We start from the raw sequence: 20,339 nt of genomic DNA, 5'->3' as shown, positions 1-20,339 counted from the left end.
TGCAGAAACCCGGGGAAGGGTCCGGCCGACGTGCAGGAACCCAGGGAAGGGTCCGGCCTGCGTGCAGAAAGTCGGGGAAGGATCTGTTCCGCGGGTTTTGTGCGTTTCCGCGGGTTGTTTCTCGGGGAAGCGCGCACAACTAGGGGAAGGCCCCGGGCGCCGGGCAGAAACTAGAGGAAAAGCACCGCCAACGGGCAGAAACTAGGGGAAGAGCCTCGGCCGGCGCGCAGAAAGCCAGCGCCCGCCGCGTGCGAAACCCCGACGCCCCTCAGCCCCAGCCGTGGGCGTGCAGCCAGGCGTCGTCGATGCCGAAGTGGTGGGCGATCTCGTGGATCACCGTGACCGCGACCTCGTGCACCACCTGCTCCCTGGTGTGGCACATGCCGAGAATCGGCTCGCGGTAGATCGTGATGGTGTCGGGAAGGAAGCCGCCGTAGTCGTGGTCCCTGCTCGTGAGCGCGACGCCGGAGTACAGCCCGAGGATGTTCGGGGACTCGGGATTGTTCGGCTCGACGAGGATCACCACGTTGTCGATGGCGTCGGTCAGTTCCTTGGGGATGGTGTCGAGGGCGTCGGACACCAAACCCTCGAACTCGTCGTCGGACATGGCGACGGGCATGGGTGCGTCTCCTGATCAGCCGGCGGGGGCCGGAACCTCTTCGGGGTTCGGTTGGATGCCGGGCGGCAGCGGCACCGGGGTTGGTAGTACGCGGCCGGGCGGTGCCTGCGGAGGCGGTACCGGGAGCTTGCCGTTGATCAGAAGCGTCTGGCGCGCGTCGCCGACCAACGTCGCGAATCCGCCGCGATCAGGCAGCCCGATGTAGCAGACCACCTTTCGGCTGCCGGCGAGCCAGCTCGGCTCGCTGATCACCGACCACTGCGTGTTCAGCGTCGTGGCGTCGAGTTTCTCCTTGCCACCGAGAAACCGCTGCGCCTGGCCGGGGCAGATCCCCGCGAGAAACTTGTTCTGGTCGGCGATCTCCGGCCAGGGCTTGCCCGACGTACGGTTCCCGAAGCGTGCCGACAGGTCGACGATGCCCGTCGTCTGGAAAGCGTGTGGTTCGCTGCAACCCACGACAGTGGCGGGCACGGTGGGCCGTCGGGTTTGTTGGTCGATCCCGATGCACGTGCCGGGGGGCCAGGAGAACGACTGATCGTTGTCGAGGACGCGCCCGGTCACCTGCTCAGGCTGACCGCCCTTGCCGGTCTGCTGCAGACCGCACCGTAGCTCACGAGCGCCCTTGTCCCACTGCGCTTGTGACGGGTACATCATTCCGACGGAATAGCGGCCCTGCGGATCGAGCTTGCCCTGCAGATAGTCGTCGACGATGACCGGGCACTGCTCGTCGCGGATCGCCGCGAACCGTTCGGCCCCCGGCCACGCGGCCGAGTCGCCGAACTCCGAGCCCGGCAGTACCGCCGTATTGAGGGGACCTGCGACTTCGAAGCGGTGCGGTTGGTCGCACCCCACCTTCGACGGCTGGCCGGGCTGGCCGTCGGGCCAATCGAGACAGTCGCCCGCGACCGACCGCGTGAAGGCGTTCTCGGTGAGTCTCTCGTTCTCGCCGATGTCAGTCGTACCGACGTTTCCGTTGTCGGTGAAGACGCCGAGCGTGAACGCGATACCGCCGGCGACGAGCGCACCGATCACCACCGCGGCCAGCACCACCCGCATCGGGTTCGCCGCAAGCGTGCCACTCACGCCGCGACGCCGCGAGCGCGCCCCGGCGTCGTCCGCAGAGTCGGAGCCCGCAGGGAAGGAGTCCACAGAGCCGGAGTCCACAGAGTCGGAGCCCGCAGGGCAGGAGTCCACAGAGCGGAAGTCCGCAGAGTCGTTACCGGCAGGGTTGCCGCCGAGGTCGACGCCCTCGCGCTCATCCGTGGTGTGCGCGGTGTCATCGGTCGTGCTCTCGGCTCCGGCGACGTCGGGTGTCTTGCCGGCCGCCGCGGACTCGGGCCTCTCGTCGGCGTCGGACACCTTGTCAGGATCGTCGTTCATCGGCATCCATCATGCACTTTTCGCCGGTCCCGGTGAGCCGATACCTCTGCCTAGACTCGACAAGGTGAATGAGAACGACGCACAGCCGAGCGCTGACCTCGAAGAACTGGCTGGTCGACTCTTCGACATGGCGCGCGCCGGGGATGCCGCGACGCTGGCCGCCTACCTCGACGCTGGAGTGCCGGTTGACCTGCGGAATCAGGCTGGTGATTCGCTGCTGATGCTCGCGGCCTATCACGGCGATGCGGCGTCGGTCGCGACGCTGATAGAACACGGCGCCGACGTCGACCTCGCGAACGACAAGGGCCAGACGCCCCTCGCGGGTGCGGTGTTCAAGGGATTCGACGACGTCGTCACCGCGCTCGTCGCAGCTGGCGCGGATCCGCGTGCGGGAACACCGAGTGCACACGACGCCGCGTCGATGTTCGGCAGGGCCGACTACCTGGAGTACTGGCAGTAGCCCCCTGACAGCGTCCGACGATCCGACCGATCGGCGCTCCAGTATCGTTGACAGGCGTGATCGACCTCAAGATCGTCCGCGACGACCCCGACCTCGTCCGTGCCTCGCAACGCGTCCGCGGTGAAGACCCCGGCCTCGTCGACGTCCTGCTCGACGCCGACACCGCGCGTCGATCCGCCATCGTCGAAGCCGATTCGCTGCGCTCGGAGCAGAAGGCGTTGGGCAAGCAGGTCGGCAAGGCGTCGGGCGACGAGAAGGCCGCATTGCTTGCCAAGGGCAAGGAACTCGCCGAACAGGTGAAGTCCGCTGTCGCCCGCCAGAACGAGGCCGACGACGCGGCGTCGAATGCGCAACGCGCGATCTCCAACATCGTCGAGGGGGCGCCTCCCGGTGGCGAGGACGACTACGTGGTCCTCGAACACGTCGGGCAGCCGCGCGAGATCGAGAATCCTCGAGATCATCTCGAACTCGGCGAATCCCTCGGGCTGATCGACATGGAGCGCGGCGCCAAGGTGTCGGGTTCGCGGTTCTACTTCCTCACCGGTCAGGGTGCGATGCTGCAGCTGGGCCTGCTCACGATGGCCGCGCAGAAGGCCACGGCCAACGGGTTCACGTTGATGATCCCGCCGGTGCTGGTCCGGCCGGAGGTCATGGGCGGCACAGGCTTCCTCGGTGCGCACGCCGACGAGGTCTACCACCTCGACAAGGACGACGACCTCTACCTGGTCGGAACGTCTGAGGTACCGCTCGCCGGCTACCACATGGACGAGATCATCGACCTCTCCGACGGACCGAAGCGCTACGCCGGATGGTCGACGTGTTTCCGACGCGAGGCCGGCAGCTACGGCAAGGACACCCGCGGCATCATCCGCGTGCACCAGTTCGACAAGGTCGAGGGCTTCGTCTACTGCAAACCCGAGGATGCCGCGGCTGAGCACCAGAAACTGCTCGGTTGGGAGAAGGAGATGCTCGCCGCGATCGACGTCCCGTATCGGGTCATCGACGTCGCCGGCGGCGACCTGGGATCGTCGGCCGCTCGCAAATTCGATTGTGAGGCATGGGTTCCCACGCAGCAGACCTACCGTGAGCTGACCTCGACGTCGAATTGCACGACATTCCAGGCCCGACGCCTCTCCATTCGTTATCGCGACGAGGCGGGAAAGCCGCAAGTGGCTGCGACCCTGAACGGGACGCTGGCGACCACACGATGGATCGTCGCGATCCTGGAGAATCATCAGCAGGCCGACGGTTCGGTTGTGTTGCCCGAAGAACTTGCGCGGTACGTCGGCACCGACGTGCTCAAGCCCCACGCGCTCAAGACTCAGTAGCGTCCGTCGTATGACGCGTGGTGGGCCTGAGATCGTTACGCGATGGGGCCGGGTGGTCGGATGACACTCGGAATCGTCATCGCGGTGATCGGTGCACTCTCGTTCGCTGCGGCATCGGTCCTGCAGGCCCTCGGTGCCGAGCGTGTGGCGCAACGCGCCGAACACCGTGACGAACTCCGGTCGACCACACCACATCCGACGCTGCGCTCGACCGCTGCGACGATGCTGACGGTGCCGTTCCTCGTCGGCTTCGTGTTCGACATCGTCGGTTTCGTCGCGACCATTGTGTCTGCACGTCTGATCCCGCTCTTCCTCTCGCAGACCATCATCTCCGCGCGGATGGTCGCGACCGCGGTGCTGGCCGCGATCGTGTTGAAGGTGAGTCTCACCTGGCGAGAATGGGTTTCGGGTGCGGTCGTCATCATGTCGCTGGTCCTGTTGGCGATCTCGGCGGGCCGTGAGGGCAACGACTACGACGCCTGGATGAGTTGGGCAGTGCTCGTGGCGGGCCCACTGTTGATCGTGATCGGTATCGCCGGAGCGCGTGTGCTCAAGCGTCGGATCGCAGCGTTCGCCGGTTTGATCGCCGGTGCCATCTTCGGAGTGATGGCTGTGGCGTCGCGTGTTCTGACCGGGGTGTCGCCGTTGGATCTCGGTGTGCTGTTCACCGACCCCGCGCTCTATGCCCTCCTGATCAGTGGGATCGGTGGGTTCTACCTGTTCACCGTTGCGTTGCAGACGGGTTCGGTCAACGGCGCGGCCGCTGCGCTGGTCGTCGGCCAGACGGTACTCCCCGGCGCCGTCGGCATCATCTTTCTCGGTGACGTCACGCGATCCGGCTGGGGCCCGGCAGCGATCGTCGCCTTCGTCGCCGCGGTGGTGGGCGGCGTGATCCTGGCGTCGTCGGGGGCCGTTACGGCCGTCGAGAAGGCCGAGTCGGTGAATCTGCCCGCGGGGTACGGGCACGGCGGCTGAGCGCACCGAGCCCGGCTGGTTGAGCCGGCCGGCTCACTTGGCCCCGCTGGTTGAGTCGGCCGGCTCACTTGGCCCCGCTGGTTGAACCGGCCAGCTCACTTGGCCCCGCTGGTTGAGCCGGCGCGAGCGCAAGCGAGTTGCCGTGTCGAAACCAGCCAGCGAGCAACCACATCACTGCCGATATCCGCGCCGTGAGTACGCACGCAGCGCATCGAAGTTCCCGTCGATCAATGCACGACGCTTGGCCCGCGACCATCCGTGCACACGCTTCTCGAACGCGTAGGCCTCGGCGATCGTGGCGAACTCGGCGCAGTACACCAGACGGACGGGCCTTCTACGGCTGGTGTACTCCGCGCCCTTACCGCTGTTGTGTTGGTCGACGCGCTTCTCGACGTCGCGAGTGCTTCCGACGTAGTAGCTGCCGTCAGCGCATTCCAAGATGTACATGAAACCGGACATTCCTATGTTTACCCAGTGTTCCGGACAGAACACGAGGCATCTATCCACAGGCACCGGCGTGAATGCGGGTCCGCGGTGTTGGGTGTTGGGGGTGGCTTCGACTCGGCGCCTCGCTGCGCTCGGGGCCGGCTCAACCAGCGGCTGGCGTGCGGGGTGGCTTCGACTCGGCGCCTCGCTGCGCTCGGGGCCGGCTCAACCAGCGGTTGTTACTCGCGGGCCGGCTTAACCAGCGGTTGTTACTCGTGGGCCGACTCAACCAGCGGTTGGTGTGCGGGGTGGCTTCGACTCGGCGCCTCGCTGCGCTCGGGGCCGGCTCAACCAGCGGTTGTTACTCGAGGGCCGGCTCAACCAGCGGTTGGTGTGCGGGGTGGGTCAGTCGGCTCGGCTGGCGGAACAGTGCTGAATACTGTTCCCATGGTGATCGGCATCGTCGCGGCGGTACTGGCGGCGTTCGCGTACGGTACGGCCTCGGTGCTGCAGGCGCGCGGCGCGCAGAGCGTCGACGACCAGTCGGCAGGCGCGGCGCCGACGTTGCGTTCGACCGTCACAGCGATGCTGACCGTCTCGTTTCTCACCGGTCTGGCACTCGACGGGCTCGGGTTTGCCGGGAACCTCGTCGCGGACAGACTCATACCGTTGTTCCTGGCTCAACCGATCGTCAGTGCGAACCTGGTGGTCACGGCCGTACTCGCCACCATCGTCCTCGATGCGCGGTTGAGTCGTCGGGAGTGGACCGCGGTGATCGTCGTCGTGGTGGCGCTCGTCGTTCTCGGGCTCGGCGCCGGTGACGAGGGGCACCGTGACCGCGAATGGCTTCACTGGGTGCTGCTCGTCGTCGGCATCGGACTGTTCGTTCTGATCACCGCTGTGACCCGCGTGATCCACAAAGGGGTCGCGGTCGTTGCGGGTCTCGGTGGAGGTGCGTTGTTCGGGCTGATGGCCGTCGCGATCCGCGTCCTGGACGGACTCGACCCCTTCGATCCGGGTGCGATGCTCACCGACCCTGCCCTGTACGCCGTCGTGATCTGCGGCGTCGGCGGCTTCTACCTGTTCACCGTCGCGCTGCAGACGGGCGCGGTCAGCGCAGCCGCCGCGTCGATCGTGGTGGGCGAGACCGTGATACCCGGTGCGCTGGGCATCGCGCTTCTCGGCGACACGACGCGCGCGGGATGGGGAGTGGTCACGGTGCTCGCCTTCGTCGCCGCGGTCATCGGCGCGGTCGTCGTTGCGACGTCGTCGGCCGTCGAAGTGACGGAGTCCGCGGGCTGACCTTTCGAGACGGAACCACCTCGTCTGTGCACATTCACCTTCGACGGTGCCGAAGGTGAATGTGCACAGATCGGGTATCTGTACCCGGGCCGCTCAGACGGTCGCGGTGGTCGTCGTCACCTCGACGCGGTGATCGTCGCGCAACGTGTCGACAGCGGCCTCGATCTCGGCTGCGCGCTGCTGGCCGTCCCAGCCGCAGATCTGCGCCATCGCATCACCGAGCTCGCTGAGCACTGCGCCGCTCACACCGCCGACGAAGGCCAGATCCGTACGGCGCAACAAGATGTCGCTGATGTGGACCGCTTGCTCGACCTCGATCATGTACCGCAACTCGGCCGTCGACAGCCCGCTGGCGGGCAGCGGTGCGTCGGGTCCGGCGGAGATCGCGTCGATCACGTCGCTGGCGCGGGTGCCGTAGCGGGTGAGGAGCACCTCGGCACGGTCGGCCGGGACGTCGCCGCGGCGGCTGGCCACCCAAGCTCGACGCTGCGCATCCGTGGTCGGGTAGTCGCGACCGCCACCGATGGGCAGGCCGACAGTGGAGACCTGACGGGCCGCGCCGAGTAGCTCCATGATCCGGTCGGACAGCTGCTCGCCGAGGGCGCGGAACGTGGTCCACTTGCCGCCAACCAGGCTGAGCACCGGCACCGAGACCCCGGGCAGCTGTGTGCTTTCGACGTTGTAGTCACGCGAGACGAAGCCCGGCGTCGTGTCGTCGTGGCGCGGCAGCGGCCGGATACCGGAGAAGGAGTACACGATGTCGTCACGCGACACCGCGATGTCGGGGAACACGTGCTTGATGAGATCGAAGAAGTAGTCGATCTCCTCGTCGGTGCAGTGTGTCGGCCGGCTGGGATCGGCGTCGATGTCGGTGGTGCCCACCAGGACCCGATCCTTGAGCGGGTAGATCAACACGATGCGACCGTCGGAGTGCTCGAAGAAGATCTCTCGTCCGCGCGTCGCGGCAACCAGATCCGGATGATCGAGCACGATGTGGGATCCCTTGGTGCCGCCCATGTATCGGGTGTCGCCGCCGAGTGCGTCGTTGGTGAGGTCGGTCCACGGGCCGCTCGCATTGACGATGACCTCGGCCGAGACGGTGAACTGCTCACCGCTGACGCGGTCGGCCAGCACGACCTCGCCGTCGCGGATGGCCACGGCCTCGACGTGGTTGGTTGCCCGCGCATGTGGACCGGTGGCCAGACCGTCCTTGAGGACGTCGAGTGCAAGTCGTTCGGGATCGTGCACCGATGCGTCGAAGTACGTTGCAGTGTAACGAATTCCGGAGTTCATGCGCGGCATGTCGGCACGGGCCTTGTTGCCCACACGGAACTTGTGCCGCGGTACGCGACGCTTACCCGCGCCGGAGAAGGCGTCGTACATCACCAGCCCGGCCTTGATCAGCGCGGCGCCGCGCTCGTTCGGCTTTCCGGTGTTGTGGGTGAGGAAACGACGCGGCGCGTTGAGGATTCCGCTGAACGTCGAGAAGATCGGGACCGTCGTCTCGAGCGGCTTGACGTAGTGCGGCGCGATCTCGAGCAGGCCGTTACGCTCGTGCACCGATTCACGGACGAGTCGGAACTCGCCGTTCTCGAGGTAGCGGATACCGCCGTGGATCATGTGGCTCGACGCCGACGATGCGCCGCTGACCCAGTCGTTGCGCTCGACGAGAACGACGTCGACGCCCTGCAGGGCCAGGTCGCGGAAAGTGGAGATGCCATTGATGCCGCCACCGATGATCAGGACCTGCGCCGACGGGCGCTCGGTGAGCGCCGCGACGCCGGGCCGCAATGGAGCGATCTTGTTGGGATTTTCGGTCATGATGTCATCCTGTCGACTCGTGCACATAAGCGCAATAGATCTGCACGTATGTGCAGTGGTGGATTCTGCTGGTAGAACGTGTGGGGTGGAACGACTCACGGAGGGTGATCCGAAGCGCACCGCACTCGCGGTACGCGCGGCGCACCTGTATTACATGCAGGATCTCGACATGGCCGCGATCGGACGTGAGTTGGGTATGTCGCGCTCGTCGGTCTCGCGACTGTTGAGCTTCGCGCGGGCGAGCGGTCTCGTCGACATTCACATCCATGCCCCCGCGGGACGCACGGGTGAGGTCGCCGACGAGTTCGGGCGACGATTCGGTGTGACCGCCTCCGTCGTGCCGACGACCGCGCAGATGTCCGATGCAGACCGTCTCGAAAGGGTAGGACAGGAGGCCGCTCGCGTGCTCGGCAGGGCGCTCGACGCCAACACGACGCTCGGTGTCGCGTGGGGTGCAACGGTCAGCGTGGTCAGCAGACACGTCGTGCCCAAGGAGTTGTGGAACACCCAGATCGTGCAACTCAACGGCGCGGGCAATCCCACGAGTTCCGGAATCGACTACGCCAGCGAGATCCTGCGCCGCTTTGCCACCGCCTATTCGGCTCGCGTCGAACAGTTTCCGGTGCCTGCCTTCTTCGACGACCCGAACACCAAGGTCGCACTCTGGCGCGAGCGGAGCACGAGGAGGGTCCTCGACGTCCAGCGGTCGATGGATGTCGTGCTCTTCGGTCTCGGCGCCCCTACCGCCGACGTGCCGAGCCACGTCTACACCGGTGGCTACCTCGAGCCGGACGACTTCGACTCGTTGCGTGCCGAGGCGGTCGTCGGCGATGTCGCGACCGTGTTCTTCCGTCACGACGGCAGCGACTCCGGAATCGAGTTGAACAAGCGGTCGTCCGGACCGGACCTCGACGTGATCCGTGCGGTCCCGCGCCGGATCTGTGTCGTGTCGGGAGAGTCGAAGGCCGCGGCGACCGAGGGAGCGTTCGCCGCGGGCCTCATCACCGACATCGTGCTGGACGAGAACCTTGCCCGGCTGCTCATCCACCGCAACGCTGAGCGCGGGTGAGTGATGGCAGCCGGACGCAGTCATGTCGTCAGTCCACATCCACCCAGTCGAGGGTGCGCTCAACCGCTTTGCGCCACTGCTTGTAGCCCGACTCGCGCTGCTTGTCGTCCCACTCGGGGGTCCACCGGCGCGCTTCGTTCCAGTTCTCCCGTAGCTCGTCGGTGTTGTCCCAGAATCCCACGGCCAGACCGGCGGCGTAGGCGGCGCCGAGCGCCGTCGTCTCTGCGACGACCGGGCGGCTGACCGGTACGCCGAGGACGTCGGCCTGGATCTGCATGCACAGCTCGTTGGCGGTCACACCGCCGTCGACCTTGAGGACATCAAGGGAGACACCGGAATCGGCGACCATCGCCTCGGTGACGTCGCGCGTCTGGTAGCAGATCGACTCGAGCGTTGCCCGTGCGAGGTGTGCGTTGGTGTTGAACCGCGACAACCCGACGATCGCACCGCGCGCATCCGAGCGCCAGTAGGGTGCGAACAGACCGGAGAACGCGGGCACGAAGTAGACGCCGCCGTTGTCCTCGACCTGACGTGCGAGGGCTTCCGATTGCGATGCACCACTGATGATTCCGAGCTGGTCGCGCAGCCACTGCACCGCAGACCCGGTGACCGCGATCGATCCTTCGAGCGCGTAGACGGGCTTCTCGTCGCCGAGCTGGTAGGCGACGGTGGTGAGTAGTCCCGACTTGGATCGGACGATGTCGGTGCCGGTGTTGAGCAGCATGAAATTGCCTGTGCCGTAAGTGTTCTTGGCTTCGCCCGGGGCGAAGCACACCTGACCGACGGTTGCCGCCTGCTGATCGCCGAGCACGCCGGTGATCGGAACCTCGCCGGCGAGCGGACCCGTCGACTCCGTGACGCCGAATGCCTTCGGACTCGACGACGGGAGGATGTCGGGGAGCATCGCTCGCGGAATGTTGAAGAGCGCCAGCAATTCGTCGTCCCAGTCGAGGGTCTCGAGATTCATCAGCATGGTGCGGCTGGCGTTGGTGACGTCTGTGACGTGCTCGCCGCCGCGATATCCGCCGGTCAGATGCCAGGTGAGCCAGGTGTCGGTGGTGCCGAAGATGGCGTCACCGCGTTCGGCCGCCTCGCGGACACCGGGCACGTTCTCCAGAATCCACTGGATCTTGCCGCCTGCGAAGTAGGTGGCGGGCGGTAGTCCGGCCTTGTGGCGGATCGTGTCACCGTGCCCGTTGCGTTCGAGTGCGCTGGCGATCTTGTCGGTACGGGTGTCCTGCCAGACGATCGCGTTGTAGTACGGACGTCCCGTTCGTCGATCCCAGACGACGCTGGTCTCGCGCTGGTTGGTGATGCCGAGCGCTGCGAGGTCCGACGACGCCAAACCGGCTTTGCCCAGTGCGGTCTGGATGACCGCCGAGGTGCGCTCCCAGATCTCGACGGGATTGTGCTCGACCCAGCCCGCGCGGGGCAGGATTTGCTCGTGCTCGAGTTGGTGGCGTGCCACCTCGTTTCCGGAATGGTCGAAGATCATGAAGCGTGTGCTGGTGGTTCCCTGGTCGACGGAACCGACGAATTCTGGCATGGGTATCTCTCGTTCTGTGTGCGTCCACGGACGCGAGTGGGTTGGGATCGGTGAATGTGTGTGAAGTCAGTGTCTCGCGCCGACGTGCTCGGACTCAGTCGGTTCGCTGACTCCGATCTCCTGGCTGTCGTCGGACTCCGACGGCAGGAAGCGCTCGATACCGAAGACGAAGATCGCGCCGCCGAGCAGTCCGCCGATGATGGGGGCCACGATGGGCACCCAGAAGTAGAGTTCGGGACCGTTCGCCGAGAACATCGCGTCGCCGTAGCCGGTCAGCAGCGAGGCGAGGCGAGGTCCGAAGTCGCGGGCCGGGTTGATGGCGTAGCCGGCATTGGTGCCCCATGCCATGCCGATCGCGACGACGAGGATGCCGATGATGAGCGGCGCCATGTTGCCGAGCGGTGGATTGTTGACCGCGTTGGTCAGGGCGAAGATGACGGCCACCAGGATGGCGGTGCCGATCACCTGGTCGATGAACGCCGTGGTCATCGACACGCCGGCGCCCGGGGACGTGGAGAAGATGCCCTGCGTGGCCTTGGTGTGGTCGGGATCGATTGCCCTGATCTGGTCGGCGTAGGCGAATCGGACGATCAATGCGCCGATGAACGCGCCGACCATCTGTGCGCCGATGAACGGAAGCACCTTGCGCCGGTCGAATCCCTTGAAGACCGCGAGTGCGATCGTGACCGCGGGGTTGAGGTGGGCGCCGCTGAGGCGTCCGGCGACGTACACCGCGAGGGCGACGCCGAAGCCCCACGCGAAGGCGATCGAATTGTGGTCGCCTGCTCCGAGCGATTTGGGGAATCCGCCACCGATCACCTGGGCGACAACTCCGCAGCCGAACAGGATGAGGATCATCGTGCCAAGGCATTCGGCGGAGAGTTCACCCACCAGCGGGATTTTCTTCGTCATGGTTTCACTCCTTTGTGACCGGCCCGATGTCGCGATGTGTTGTCGGTGACTGCCGGATGGAGGAAAAACTAGGGCGCAAGTGTGACCCAGATCAATGATTACCGTTCGACAATGTCGAACGAACGTCGGCCATTCTTGATTGCAGCAGGTGTAGCGCACCGTAGAGTCGGCCGAGACGAGCAATGTCGCACCTCATGGGAGGAGGTCAGGGTGCCGGGACCGATCCAGTCGATACAGCGTGCTGCAGCCGTGCTCGACCTGCTCGAGCGCAGTCCTCGGTCTCTCTCCCTGCGCGAGATCGCAGCTGAACTGGCTCTGCCGAAGGCAACCGTGCACGGAATCCTCAGCACACTGGCACACATCGGCTATGTCGATCAGGAGGGGGACGGCTCGTACGCGCCGGGTGTCCGCCACAGCGGCGGCGCATCGGTTCTCGACGGCAACGTGCTGCGGTCGGCGGCGATGGGCTGGTGCGACACCTTGGCGTCGATGCTGGACATGCAGGTCTGGCTGGAGGTGCTCAACGTCGACGCAGCAGAGGTGGTGCACCATGTTTTCCGGCCGGACGACTCGCCGCAGCGGATGCGGGTCGGTGAGCGACTGCCACTGCATGCCTCGGCGGGCGGGAAGCTGCTGCTGGCCTACTCCCAGGATCGGGACAGGCTGCTGCGCAACATGATCCTCGACAGGTTCACGTCCGAGACCGTCGTGTCACGCACCGACCTCACTGCAGAGATCGCCACCGTGCGACAGACCGGACTCGCCATCGAACACGGTGAGTACGAACACGGCACCGCCGCCGCAGCGGTACCCCTGCACGGGCGTCGGCCGGGTGAGATCGGGGCGCTCGTGGTCGTGGGACCGCCGTCGTCGGTCTTCCGGTCGGGTTCGTTGCCACGCAATCAGGTCATCGATCAGATGCGCCAGGCCGCCACTTCGATAGACCGTGAACTGGGGGTTCATCGGTGAGCAGGTCGTCGGACGACGGAGCTGTGGTCGCGTCCATCGACGTCGGCACGACCTCGTCGCGGTGCATGCTGTTCGATCGGCACGGGCGGATGGTGTCGATCGCACAACTCGAACAGAAGCAGTCGTTCCCGCGTCCCGGTTGGGTGGAACAGAATGCTCACGAGTTGTGGGTCAACGTGCAGAAGGTCGTTCCCAAGGCATTGGCTCTCGCGGGACGTACGCCTTCCGACGTCGCGGCCCTCGGTGTCGCGAACCAGCGTGAGACGACGGTGATCTGGGACCGCCGCACCGGCCGCCCGCTTGCACCCGCGATCACCTGGCAGGACACGCGTACCGGGCCGATGGTCGACCAACTCGGGGAGCACGCGAGTGAGATCCGCGATGTGACCGGACTCGACCCCGCGACCTACTTCGCCGCACCGCGTCTGCGGTGGCTTCTCGACAACATCGGGGGTGCGGAGGCCGCAGCCCAGCACGGTGAAGTGCTGTTCGGGACCCTGGAGACGTGGCTGATCTGGAATCTGACCGGGGGGCCGAAGGGCGGTATCCACATCACCGACGTCACCAATGCGAGCCGCACCCTGCTCCTCGATCTGCGACGCCGTGACTGGAGTTCACGGATGCTTCGTCTCCTCGACATCCCCGAGCCGATGATGCCCAGGGTCGTCGCAAGCAGTGAGGTGTATGCCAAGTGTGTTCGAGTGCTTCCCGGTGTACCGATCGGTAGTGCGCTCGGTGACCAGCAGTCGGCACTGTTCGGACAGACGTGCTTCGACCCTGGTGATGTCAAATGCACCTATGGCACAGGCGCTTTCGTGTTGATGAATGTGGGAACCTCGATCGTTCCGTCGGCGCGCGGTCTCGTTCCGACCATCGCCTACAGCCTTCCCGGCCAGGCGCCTGTGTACGCACTGGAGGGGCCGATCGCCGTGACCGGATCGCTGGTGGGATGGTGTCGTGACCAGCTCGGCCTGATCGACTCGGCGCCGGAGATCGAGACACTCGCCCGGACCGTCGACGACAACGGCGGCTGTTACGTCGTGCCCGCTTTCTCGGGTTTGTATGCGCCGCACTGGAATTCGGAGGCCCGCGGAATCGTCACCGGGCTGACGTCGTACGTCACCAAGGGGCACCTCGCCCGCGCCGTCCTCGAGGCCACTGCGTGGCAGACCGCAGACGTCGTCGAGGCGATGCGCGACGTCGCCGGGATCGAACTGCAGCGTTTGGCGGTCGACGGTGGAATGACGGCCAACAACCTGCTCATGCAGCACGTCGCGGACGTTCTCGACGTTCCCGTGGTCAGGCCGTTCGTGTCCGAAACAGTCTCGCTCGGTGCGGCCTACGCGGCTGGGCTCGCGGTCGGATACTGGGACGATCTGGACTCACTGCGCGACAACCGGCACCTGGCCGCATCGTGGGCTCCGTCGATGGACCCGCAGCGCAGACGTCGTGAGGCTGCCGGATGGCAGTCGGCGGTGCGTCGAGCGCTTGCCGACGTCTGAGGTGTGAGTCCCTCGGCCATCGACCACTGTCGAGATCGGATTGATATGCGTTGGTGTCGAGCGCATTGCAGATCTCGTGGCGAACCTTCGGCATAGCGGCTACGGTCGAAAGAGAGGTTCCTCTTCGCGTGACCGGGACAGACGAGCGACGTCCCGGAAGTTGAGTTGTTCTGGCGTCGGTGATGTCGCGCTCCTGTCATCGCCGCCCTCGACAATGCCCGCATGGCCACAGGAAAACTGCGCGTGCTCAAGTGAAATGAGGAAACCTTGTCCGAGTCATGGTTCGGTAGCGACCCTTTCAGCAATGACGCCTTCGGCGACATCTTCAACCGATTCTTCGGCAGCAGCGGTAGCCGCCCGCAGGTGCAGCGCGTAGACGTCAACCGGTTGTTCAGTGACGACACCAAACGCCTGGTGTCGACGGCAGCACAGGCAGCCGTCGAGTGGGGAAACGCGGAGATCACGCCGGAACATCTCCTGTATGGCGCGACGCAGGTGGAGCCGTCACGTTCGATCATCGAACAGACCGGGCTCGATCCCGACACGGTCGCCTCCCAGATGCAGGCGATCTCCGGAGTCGACTCAGGAGCCTCCGCATCGGGTGACGACAGCCCCGGCCTGAGCCCCGCGTCGAGGCAGGCGTTACGCAATGCCCAACAGCAGGCCGCGCGCGCCAACGTCGGCTACGTGGGACCCGAGCACGTGCTGCTCGGCATCGCGATGCTGCCGTCCGACATTCCTGCCGCCAGGTTGCTGAAGGGCGGCGCGGGTATCGACGAGGGGCGCAAGACCGAGGCCGCCAAGCCCGCCCAGACCGACACACCGACGCTCGACGAATACGGACGTGACCTGACCGAGGAGGCCAGGGAGGGCAACGTCGACCCCGTGGTCGGGCGCAACGACGAGATCGAGGAAACCATCGAGATCCTCTCCCGACGTCGCAAGAACAACCCGGTGCTCATCGGCGACCCCGGCGTCGGCAAGACGGCCATCGTCGAAGGCCTTGCGCAGCGAATCGTCAACGGCGACGTACCGTCGACGCTCGCAGGCCGCCGCGTCATCGCGCTGGACATGAGTTCGATGGTCGCGGGCGCCAAGTATCGCGGTGAGTTCGAGGAACGATTGACGAAGGTGCTCGACGAGGTGCGTGAGCATTCCGATGAGCTCGTCCTGTTCATCGACGAGTTGCACACAATCGTCGGAGCGGGTTCGGGCGGCGAGGGCTCGATGGATGCGGGCAACATGCTCAAACCCGCACTCGCCCGGGGCGAACTACACACCATCGGCGCGACCACGATCGACGAATACCGCAAGTACATCGAGAAGGACGCGGCACTTGAACGTCGATTCCAACCGGTGATGATCTCCGAGCCATCGGTCGACGACACCATTCAGATCCTCGAAGGCCTCGCCGACGTCTACGAGGAGCATCACCAGGTTCGTTACACCAAGGAAGCCCTCGTTGCCGCGGCGGAACTGACGGATCGATACGTGACCGACAGGTTCATGCCGGACAAGGCGATCGACGTGATCGACCAGGCCGGCGCGCGAGTTCGGTTACGCACCAAGACTCCTGACCCACAGACGCGTGAATTCCAAGAGGAGATCGCACGACTCGAACGCGAGAAGGAATCGGCCGTCGCCAATGAGGATTACGAGCGGGCGAATCAACTCAAGAGCGAAATCGACGAGAAGCGCGCCGACGCGGGCGCGGAAGGTCAGTCACCCACTCCCGAGGTGACCGTCATGGACATCGCGGAGGTGGTGTCGCGTCAGACCGGAATTCCTGTGTCGGAGTTGACAACCGAGGAACGCGAGAAGCTCCTGGGACTGGAGAACACCCTGCATGACAGGGTGATCGGACAGGACAAGGCGGTCACCGCGGTCGCCGAGGCGGTCCGTCGGGCCAGGGCAGGACTCTCCGATCCCAACCGGCCCATCGGATCTTTCCTGTTCCTCGGACCGACCGGTGTCGGCAAGACCGAACTCGCCAAGGCACTCGCCGCAGCGGTCTTCGGCGACGAGGACCGCATGATCCGCTTCGACATGAGCGAGTTCCAGGAGAAGCACAACGTGGCGCGGCTCGTCGGCGCTCCTCCCGGATATGTCGGGTACGAGGACGCAGGGCAGCTCACCGACAAGGTTCGTCGCCAGCCATATTCGGTGATCCTCTTCGACGAGATCGAGAAGGCGCACCCGGATGTGTTCAACGTCCTGCTGCAACTGCTCGACGACGGTCGGGTGACCGACGGCCAGGGTCGCACCGTCGATTTCAAGAACACGCTGGTGATCATGACGAGCAACATCGGTTCCGACCTCATCCTCAACGCGCCGGATGGTGATGTCGAGAAGGTCGTCCCCGACGTGATGGATCTGCTGCGCCAACGGTTCCGCCCCGAATTCCTCAACCGCATCGACGAGACCGTCGTGTTCGATCGACTCGACAAGACACAACTGCGGCAGATCGTCGACCTCACCCTCGACGGGACGCGCCGTATGCTCAAGTCGCAGAGCATCGCTCTCGAGGTCACCGACGCGGCGAAGGACCAACTCGCCGAAGAAGGATACGAGCCGGAGTTCGGCGCTCGTCCGTTGCGCCGCCTGATCCAGAAACAGCTCGACAACGAACTGTCGAACCTCGTCCTGAAGGGGGCCGTCGAGCCGGGTGACACCGTCGTCGTCGACGCGGGGGAGCCGAGACTGACGCTGTCGGTCGAGAAGGACACGGCAGCACAGAAACCTGCGGACGAACTGGCCGAGGCGCCGACCGACTCCCCACGGCACGCCGCATCGGCTGCAGCTCAGGAGAACTGACACACGTGAATGCACACAACCGCAAGACCCGCGACGCCATCCTCGGACACCCGGCGCCCCGCGACATCGAGTGGACGCAGTTCATCAACATGTGGGAGGACGTCGCCGACGACGTCGAGCAGGAACACGGGGACCGTTTGTCGGTGTCGCTCAACGGGCATCGTGAGGTCTTCCACCGGCCGCACAACGGGCGTGTCTCGATCGAGGACATCGAGCGTGCTCGCCATCTCCTCGCCGCGACCCCGAAGGACCAGGGCGACGGTTCGCTCGCGGTGGTGACCGTCGACGCCAAGGGTGGTCGCATACTGACCTTCGATCTCGACGAGGCGAAGGTGACCGACTCCAGCGAGAAGGTGCGCGACAAGCGGCCGGTGGCGCGGCACCTGCGTTCGGTCGAACGTGCGACCGGAAAAGACGACGAGAAGGAACTCGACACCTTCTTCAAGGAGCTCTCCGGGTCTATCAAGCTCGATCTCGGCGACAGATCTTTCGTGCTGCTCGGGCACGGCAAGGGTAAAGCCGATGTGGCTGAGCAGTTCACGAAGTGGCTCGCCGAGCATGATGAGTCGGTCTACAGCCACATTCTGGGTGTGGCAGCCATCGATCTGTCGGCTGCGACGGACTCCGACATCGAGCAGCGGGCCCTCGAGGTGACGCGCGGAGGAGCGGTCTGACGGGACGGTTTCGGGACAATGCCCTGCGTGCGGTAGAGCGCTGGTCTAGTTTGAGCGGGTGCGCAGAGCAGATGTGACTCATCGGTCGGGGGGCCTGCGGGTCGCGTTCGGCGTCATCGCCATGTGTGTGGCGCTGTTCGGTGTATCGGCCGGCGTGTCGTCCGCGGCCCCTCCGGCACAGTCGATACCACCGAGCCCGGCTGCGGCGCCACGCGTTCTGCCAACCGACGATCCGTTCTACACGCCGCGAGTTCCGATCGGCGGGTTGGCGCCCGGCGCGGTGATCGGCTCGCGGGTTGTGACGCTCGGTACGAACGGGACGAGTCTCCCCGCCACCGGAACCCAGCTGCTCTACCGCACCACCGACGCCTTCGGAGCACCGTCGTCGACGGTCACCACGATCATCTCGCCACCTGGCGCAAAGCGCGGCACCCCGCGACGCATGATCTCCTACCACGAGTTCTACGACGCGCTCGGCAGCCAGTGCGATCCGTCGTACACCTTGCGGGGCGGCAGGTCGTCTGCAGGCGCCGTCGACACGACGATGATCGCGACCATGGTGGCCGCGGGTTACACCGTCGTGGTTCCCGATTACGAGGGCCCCGATCTGAGGTGGACGATCGGCAAGGAATCGGCGCACGCGGCGCTCGACGGAATCCGCGCGGCTCAACGGTTCCTGCGCATATCCGCGTCGACGCCCGTCGGCCTGTACGGCTACTCGGGCGGCTCCATCCCCACCGGCTTCGGGGCAGAACTGGCGCCGACGTATGCGCCAGAACTGAATCTGATCGGTGCAACGGCCGGTGGGGTGTTGGTGAACCCCCGCAACAACCTGGCCTACGTGAACGGCGCCCCGCGGTGGTCTGCGGTCATACCGGCGCTGATGAGCGTGTACGACGAAACCTACGATCTCGGTATCGAGAAATTCCTGTCACCCAAGGGCACCCAGGTTCTTTCGGATATCCGTGGCGAGTGCATCAACAACTTCCTGGGTAAGTATCCCAACCTCACGGATTCGTCCCTGCTGTTGCCCCGGTATCCGTCGCTGCTGGACGTGCCAGGCATTCGGGCTGCGATGAGCAAGAACGTGATGGGTACCGTCGGCACACCGCGGGCACCGATGATGCTCGGGGTCGGTGACGCCGACGGTCGCGGTGACGGCGTGATGCTCACCGCTGACGTGGTCGGATTGGCCCACACCTATTGCGCGCGTGGACTACCGACCACGGTGCACGTCTATCACGGACTCACGCACGCCGAAGCCCTCGTGCCGTGGACCGGTGACGCGCTGGCCTATCTCAACGACCGCTTCGCCGGGCGACCCGCGAGCGGCTGCTGAGCGGCACGCCGACTGACCAGCCGCGGGTCACGACGGAAGCGGGTCGCGGATCAGGGGGCAGGTCATGCAATGGCCGCCGCCGCGTCCGCGTCCGAGTTCGGCGCCGACGATCGTGATGACCTCGACGCCCTGCTTGCGTAGCAGCCCGTTCGTATAGGTGTTGCGGTCGTAGGCGAACACGACGCCGGGTTCGACGGCCACGAGGTTGTTGCCGCTGTCCCACTGCTGTCGTTCGGAATCGTAGGCGCTGCCACCTGCCTCCACCACGCGCAGGCCGTCGAGGCCGAGCGCCTGCTGCACCACCTTGAGGAAGTGATCGGACTCGGCGATCACCTCGACACCGGGCTCGCTGTCGGAGGGAAGCAGTGTGAACGGCCGGATGGCGTCGACGATGCGTGGATACACCGACACCAGATCGCGATCGGCGAAGGTGAACACGGTGTCGAGATGCATGGCAGAACGCAGCTTGGGCATGCCCGCGACGACGACCTTGTGCGCCGCGCCGCTGGCGAACAGTTCGAGCGCGACCTGCGTGACCGCCTGCCGTGAAGTGCGCTCACTCATGCCGATGAGAACCACACCGTCGCCCGGTACGAGAACATCCCCGCCCTCGATTGTCGCTGCGCCCCAAGAGAGTTCGGGGTCACCCCACCAGACTGTCGCGCCGACGAAGTCCGGGTGGAACTGATAGACAGCCTTCATCAGTAGTGTCTCGTCGTGGCGGGCCGGCCAGAAGAGCGGGTTCAGGGTGACTCCGCCGTAGATCCAGCAGGTGGTGTCGCGGGTGTAAAGGGTGTTGGGCAGCGGAGGCATCAGGTACTCACCGCGCCCGTTGGCCTCGTCGACGAGGGCCACGTACTTCGGTCGCAGCTCGATCGGCAGGTCGACGGTGGACAGTCCCCCGATCAGGAACTGTGCCAACTCCCGGGACGGGAGCTCGTCGAGGAACTGACGTGTGGCACCGATCAACCCGATCCCGGTTTCGTTGGCGACGATCTTTCGGTCGAGCAGCCACGTCCGTGCTTCCGGGATGTCCATCGTCTCGGTCAGTGCATTGTGCAGTTCGACGACGTCGACGCCTCGGTCACGCATCTTGGTGATGAAGTCGAAGTGGTCGCGCTTGGCGTTCTGCACCCAGAGCACGTCGTCGAAGAGCAGTTCGTCCGCGTTGGAGGGTGTCAGACGCTCCATGTGCGAGACCAG

General features: G+C 65.5%; 17 protein-coding genes. 10 read left to right on the top strand and 7 right to left on the bottom strand.

The window, feature by feature from the left end; all coding sequences use genetic code 11:
* Window positions 1-268: 268 nt before the first annotated feature.
* Both GOOTI_RS19390 and GOOTI_RS19385 read right to left on the bottom strand, forming a co-directional pair.
* Window positions 269-619, bottom strand: a complete 351-nt coding sequence (locus GOOTI_RS19390) for a metallopeptidase family protein (RefSeq protein WP_007240304.1) — start codon at window positions 617-619, stop codon at window positions 269-271.
* 15 nt (window positions 620-634) lie between these two features.
* Window positions 635-1,999 carry a septum formation family protein gene (locus GOOTI_RS19385; RefSeq protein ID WP_007240303.1) on the bottom strand — a complete coding sequence of 455 codons (1,365 nt, stop codon included), beginning with the start codon at window positions 1,997-1,999 and terminating at the stop codon, window positions 635-637.
* A 64-nt stretch (window positions 2,000-2,063) separates the two neighbouring features.
* Here GOOTI_RS19385 and GOOTI_RS19380 point away from each other — a divergent pair, with 64 nt between their 5' ends.
* The 3 genes from GOOTI_RS19380 to GOOTI_RS19370 are packed head-to-tail and all read left to right on the top strand — an operon-like array spanning window position 2,064 to window position 4,762.
* Window positions 2,064-2,459: an ankyrin repeat domain-containing protein gene (locus GOOTI_RS19380; protein ID WP_039994390.1), complete on the top strand. Its 396-nt coding sequence runs from the start codon at window positions 2,064-2,066 to the stop codon at window positions 2,457-2,459.
* A 56-nt stretch (window positions 2,460-2,515) separates the two neighbouring features.
* The gene (gene serS / locus GOOTI_RS19375) at window positions 2,516-3,787 is read left to right on the top strand and encodes a serine--tRNA ligase (protein ID WP_039994385.1); all 1,272 of its coding nucleotides are present in this window, start codon (window positions 2,516-2,518) and stop codon (window positions 3,785-3,787) included.
* Between the two features lie 60 nt (window positions 3,788-3,847).
* On the top strand, window positions 3,848-4,762 hold the full coding sequence (locus tag GOOTI_RS19370) for a DMT family transporter (RefSeq protein WP_007240300.1): 915 nt from the start codon (window positions 3,848-3,850) through the stop codon (window positions 4,760-4,762).
* Between the two features lie 171 nt (window positions 4,763-4,933).
* On the opposite strand, the gene GOOTI_RS19365 is transcribed toward GOOTI_RS19370, so the two are convergent.
* On the bottom strand, window positions 4,934-5,221 hold the full coding sequence (locus GOOTI_RS19365) for a GIY-YIG nuclease family protein (RefSeq protein ID WP_007240299.1): 288 nt from the start codon (window positions 5,219-5,221) through the stop codon (window positions 4,934-4,936).
* A gap of 414 nt (window positions 5,222-5,635) precedes the next feature.
* Between GOOTI_RS19365 and GOOTI_RS19360 the strand changes: the two genes are divergently transcribed.
* The gene (locus GOOTI_RS19360; RefSeq protein ID WP_007240298.1) at window positions 5,636-6,490 is read left to right on the top strand and encodes a DMT family transporter; all 855 of its coding nucleotides are present in this window, start codon (window positions 5,636-5,638) and stop codon (window positions 6,488-6,490) included.
* Window positions 6,491-6,583: 93 nt separating this feature from the next.
* Here the strand turns inward: GOOTI_RS19360 and GOOTI_RS19355 are convergent, their stop codons facing one another.
* Window positions 6,584-8,311: a glycerol-3-phosphate dehydrogenase/oxidase gene (locus GOOTI_RS19355; protein WP_007240297.1), complete on the bottom strand. Its 1,728-nt coding sequence runs from the start codon at window positions 8,309-8,311 to the stop codon at window positions 6,584-6,586.
* Between the two features lie 85 nt (window positions 8,312-8,396).
* On the opposite strand from GOOTI_RS19355, the gene GOOTI_RS19350 reads away from it, so the two are divergent.
* Window positions 8,397-9,380 (top strand): sugar-binding transcriptional regulator, encoded by a 984-nt coding sequence (locus GOOTI_RS19350; RefSeq protein ID WP_007240296.1) that lies wholly within the window; start codon window positions 8,397-8,399, stop codon window positions 9,378-9,380.
* Window positions 9,381-9,408: 28 nt separating this feature from the next.
* On the opposite strand, the gene glpK (GOOTI_RS19345) is transcribed toward GOOTI_RS19350, so the two are convergent.
* Complete coding sequence (glpK, locus tag GOOTI_RS19345; RefSeq protein ID WP_007240295.1) at window positions 9,409-10,926, bottom strand: glycerol kinase GlpK; 1,518 nt, start codon at window positions 10,924-10,926, stop codon at window positions 9,409-9,411.
* A 66-nt stretch (window positions 10,927-10,992) separates the two neighbouring features.
* The gene (locus GOOTI_RS19340) at window positions 10,993-11,838 is read right to left on the bottom strand and encodes an MIP/aquaporin family protein (protein WP_007240294.1); all 846 of its coding nucleotides are present in this window, start codon (window positions 11,836-11,838) and stop codon (window positions 10,993-10,995) included.
* A 210-nt stretch (window positions 11,839-12,048) separates the two neighbouring features.
* Here GOOTI_RS19340 and GOOTI_RS19335 point away from each other — a divergent pair, with 210 nt between their 5' ends.
* The 5 genes from GOOTI_RS19335 to GOOTI_RS19315 all read left to right on the top strand — a co-directional run bounded on the left by GOOTI_RS19335 (window position 12,049) and on the right by GOOTI_RS19315 (window position 19,136).
* Window positions 12,049-12,807 carry an IclR family transcriptional regulator gene (locus GOOTI_RS19335; RefSeq protein WP_007240293.1) on the top strand — a complete coding sequence of 253 codons (759 nt, stop codon included), beginning with the start codon at window positions 12,049-12,051 and terminating at the stop codon, window positions 12,805-12,807.
* Window positions 12,804-14,309, top strand: coding sequence for a glycerol kinase GlpK (gene glpK / locus GOOTI_RS19330; RefSeq protein WP_007240292.1), 1,506 nt, complete (start codon window positions 12,804-12,806; stop codon window positions 14,307-14,309). The genes GOOTI_RS19335 and glpK (GOOTI_RS19330) overlap by 4 nt, the downstream gene beginning before the upstream one ends.
* Before the next feature lie 267 nt (window positions 14,310-14,576).
* Entirely contained in the window at window positions 14,577-17,123 is a 2,547-nt protein-coding gene (locus GOOTI_RS19325) for an ATP-dependent Clp protease ATP-binding subunit (RefSeq protein ID WP_007240291.1), read from the top strand.
* Between the two features lie 5 nt (window positions 17,124-17,128).
* The gene (locus tag GOOTI_RS19320) at window positions 17,129-17,797 is read left to right on the top strand and encodes a hypothetical protein (protein ID WP_007240290.1); all 669 of its coding nucleotides are present in this window, start codon (window positions 17,129-17,131) and stop codon (window positions 17,795-17,797) included.
* 121 nt (window positions 17,798-17,918) lie between these two features.
* Entirely contained in the window at window positions 17,919-19,136 is a 1,218-nt protein-coding gene (locus GOOTI_RS19315; protein ID WP_039994387.1) for a lipase family protein, read from the top strand.
* Between the two features lie 27 nt (window positions 19,137-19,163).
* On the opposite strand, the gene GOOTI_RS19310 is transcribed toward GOOTI_RS19315, so the two are convergent.
* Entirely contained in the window at window positions 19,164-20,327 is a 1,164-nt protein-coding gene (locus GOOTI_RS19310) for an arginine deiminase (protein ID WP_083835960.1), read from the bottom strand.
* Between the last annotated feature and the right edge of the window lie 12 nt (window positions 20,328-20,339).

Source organism: Gordonia otitidis NBRC 100426 (assembly GCF_000248075.1).
GTDB classification, from domain to species: Bacteria; Actinomycetota; Actinomycetes; order Mycobacteriales; family Mycobacteriaceae; genus Gordonia; species Gordonia otitidis.
The sequence above is the reverse complement of the archived record's forward strand: the minus strand, read 5'-3'. Positions and strand labels throughout refer to the sequence as shown.

What these genes read in the sequence shown, in the direction of transcription:
- GOOTI_RS19390 (WP_007240304.1), bottom strand. Translation starts at nt 619, where the DNA reads ATGCCCGTCGCCATGTCCGACGACGAGTTCGAGGGTTTGGTGTCCGAC.
- GOOTI_RS19370 (WP_007240300.1), top strand. Translation starts at nt 3,848, where the DNA reads ATGACACTCGGAATCGTCATCGCGGTGATCGGTGCACTCTCGTTCGCT.
- GOOTI_RS19355 (WP_007240297.1), bottom strand. Translation starts at nt 8,311, where the DNA reads ATGACCGAAAATCCCAACAAGATCGCTCCATTGCGGCCCGGCGTCGCG.
- GOOTI_RS19365 (WP_007240299.1), bottom strand. Translation starts at nt 5,221, where the DNA reads ATGTCCGGTTTCATGTACATCTTGGAATGCGCTGACGGCAGCTACTAC.
- glpK (WP_007240295.1), bottom strand. Translation starts at nt 10,926, where the DNA reads ATGCCAGAATTCGTCGGTTCCGTCGACCAGGGAACCACCAGCACACGC.
- GOOTI_RS19385 (WP_007240303.1), bottom strand. Translation starts at nt 1,999, where the DNA reads ATGAACGACGATCCTGACAAGGTGTCCGACGCCGACGAGAGGCCCGAG.
- GOOTI_RS19310 (WP_083835960.1), bottom strand. Translation starts at nt 20,327, where the DNA reads ATGGAGCGTCTGACACCCTCCAACGCGGACGAACTGCTCTTCGACGAC.
- GOOTI_RS19340 (WP_007240294.1), bottom strand. Translation starts at nt 11,838, where the DNA reads ATGACGAAGAAAATCCCGCTGGTGGGTGAACTCTCCGCCGAATGCCTT.
- GOOTI_RS19360 (WP_007240298.1), top strand. Translation starts at nt 5,636, where the DNA reads ATGGTGATCGGCATCGTCGCGGCGGTACTGGCGGCGTTCGCGTACGGT.
- GOOTI_RS19315 (WP_039994387.1), top strand. Translation starts at nt 17,919, where the DNA reads ATGTGTGTGGCGCTGTTCGGTGTATCGGCCGGCGTGTCGTCCGCGGCC.